General features: G+C 68.9%; 2 protein-coding genes and 1 pseudogene. All 3 read left to right on the forward strand.

What is annotated here, in order from left to right; genetic code table 11:
• A pseudogene (locus tag P2Q66_RS15065) lies at positions 1-334 on the forward strand (NUDIX hydrolase); the annotation flags it as partial.
• A gap of 76 nt (positions 335-410) precedes the next feature.
• A complete protein-coding gene (locus P2Q66_RS15070; RefSeq protein ID WP_275729398.1) occupies positions 411-2,027 on the forward strand; it encodes a hypothetical protein in 1,617 nt (538 codons plus the stop codon).
• The coding region (locus tag P2Q66_RS15075; protein ID WP_275729399.1) for a GntR family transcriptional regulator at positions 2,024-2,202 on the forward strand (179 nt) is incomplete at its 3' end. The genes P2Q66_RS15070 and P2Q66_RS15075, both read left to right, overlap by 4 nt.

Here is a 2,202-nt window from a genome sequence, read left to right on the forward strand (position 1 = left end):
GGCCACGGTGGCACCCTATGCGAAGGCCGTCGGGGCGAAGGTCAAGATGGCGGAGGCATTGACGGAACACCGCCATGAGCGCAGCCCGAAAAAGACCGCGGCGGTCATCGAGTCGCTGTTCGACAAGCAGCGGGCGGTGGCCGTCTGCACGCACCGCCCGGCACTTCCCACGGTGTTCGCGCAGCTTGCGAAGCACATGCCCGGAGCCTTGAGCAGCCTCCTGCCGTCCGAGGAGCCGTACCTGTCGCCGGGTGAACTCGTGGTGTGCCATGTGGCTTCCGGCGGGAAGAACCGCATCGTGGCCGTCGAGCAGTTCAAGCCGTTCGACGACTAGCACCCGCAAGCCTGCTTGACCCGTCCAGCTTTGTATCAAATACTCGATACAAAGTTGCACGAATCTGGGGGATGATGTGCCGGGCAGCGACGCCATTGCCGTTCTTACCAACGTTTCACCGATGGTGGTCCTGTGGCCGTTCCTGCTGGCAGCGGGGATCTACGTGCTGCTTCGCTGGGTCATCCGGGCCCCGGGCGGCGGAGCCACGCCCGTATCGGCGGCGCAGCACGCCTCTTGGGTGGGCTTCATCGGCTGGCTGGCGAGCTCGCTGCAGCCCGCTGTCAATGCCGGCATCCTGCCGATTCCCTCGCCAGGTTTCACGGCCGGCACGGTGGATATCCTTCCAGCTCTGGCCTGGCCGGTGCTGGGCTGCCTGGCCGTCCACGCCATCGGCCAGCTGAGCTATCCCGGCCCACGGCTCCCCCGCCGCCGGGCAACCCTGGACGTACGGAGGGCGCGTGACTTCCTGCCCCGGCCCCTTGCCTGGACGGTCCTCGCAGTTTTCGTAGCCGCCGCTGGGCAGATCGCCTGGACTGCCACTCTCCCCGGCTTCGCACCGGTCCCTTATGACTACCGTCCCGCCCCGGACAACCAGTACGTCACCTACGGCGCAGACGGCCGCATCACCGGTGTCGAACTGGCCGCCTACCTGGGCAGCGCCCTGATCATCGTGGCCGCGGGAACCCTGCTGGTCCTTGCGCTGATCACGCACCGCCGGCAGCTTGAGCCGCTGACGCCCGAGGACAATGGCCTCCTGCGGACCATCGCCATGAACCGCCTGCTGCGCACAGTGGCCACCATCGCCTCCGGACTCGGGGCCATCGCGGGCAATCACGCGGCGCGCCCGAACCCCTTCGACGGTACCGGCAGCTGGTTCAACCCGGCCGGCTTACTGAACCTAGCTGTCCTGCTGGCCATGTGGTGGTGGGCGCCGCCCAAGCTGTCGGGTGGGGCTGCGGGCCGGGTCCTACCCGCGGACCCGCACCCGGCCACCAAACTTTCGGTGTCGATCGGGCCGGCCATGGGGCTCGCGGTACTGGTTCCGGTGCTGGCCGCATTGCTTATTCCGGGTGCCGTCACCGACCGTCCCGCGATGTTCGTTGCAATCTCCGCCGCGGCAGTCCTCGCTGTTGTTGCTGCGGGCGAGCTGCTTCTCCATCGCAACTACGGGGACCCTGGCGAGCCACGCCGCTGGCCGCGCCAGCCGGTGTCGCCTGCCATGCTCAGCACGGCGATTGCGGCCGCTGCCGTCCTGGTGGGCGTAACAATAATTGTTGCGGTCCGCCAGTCCGAACTCGCCCTGCCGGCGTCGTGGGGCGCAACAGCTTGGACCAGCGCAGCCGTTGCCGGATTCTCCGTGCTCCCGCTTGCCATGGTCCGGCGGCGCCACAGCATCCCCGATCCGGTTCCCGGCCTGGACGCCGCCCTCCGCGCAATCTCGCTGCACCGCCTGGTCCGGACGCTGGCCGCGTTCCTCACGGTGCAGGCGGGCGTGCTGCTGATGGCCACCGGACGCGAGCTTCAGGCCGAGTACCCTTTGGGCCCGGTGCTGTGGGACAACGCGTGGCAGGCGGCGCCGGGCGTCGGAATCCTCCTGGCGGCCGCGGGCGCGGTGATTGCCGTGATTCCCGTCCGCGGCATCGCCGCCACGTGGGCCGCCAAGCCCGCCCCCGCACCGGAACCGGTGACGTGAGCGCCGGCATCATCATCGACCTCCGGTCCGCCACGCCGCCCTACGAGCAGATCCGGTCACAGATTAGTTCGTTGGTGGCAGTCGGCGACCTGGCGCCCGGCAGCCGGCTGCCGACGGTCAGGAGCCTGGCTGCGGATCTTGGCGTTGCCGTGGGAACGGTGGCCCGGGCGTACAA

Source organism: Arthrobacter sp. Cr_A7 (assembly GCF_029222765.1).
Classification (GTDB): Bacteria; Actinomycetota; Actinomycetes; order Actinomycetales; family Micrococcaceae; genus Arthrobacter.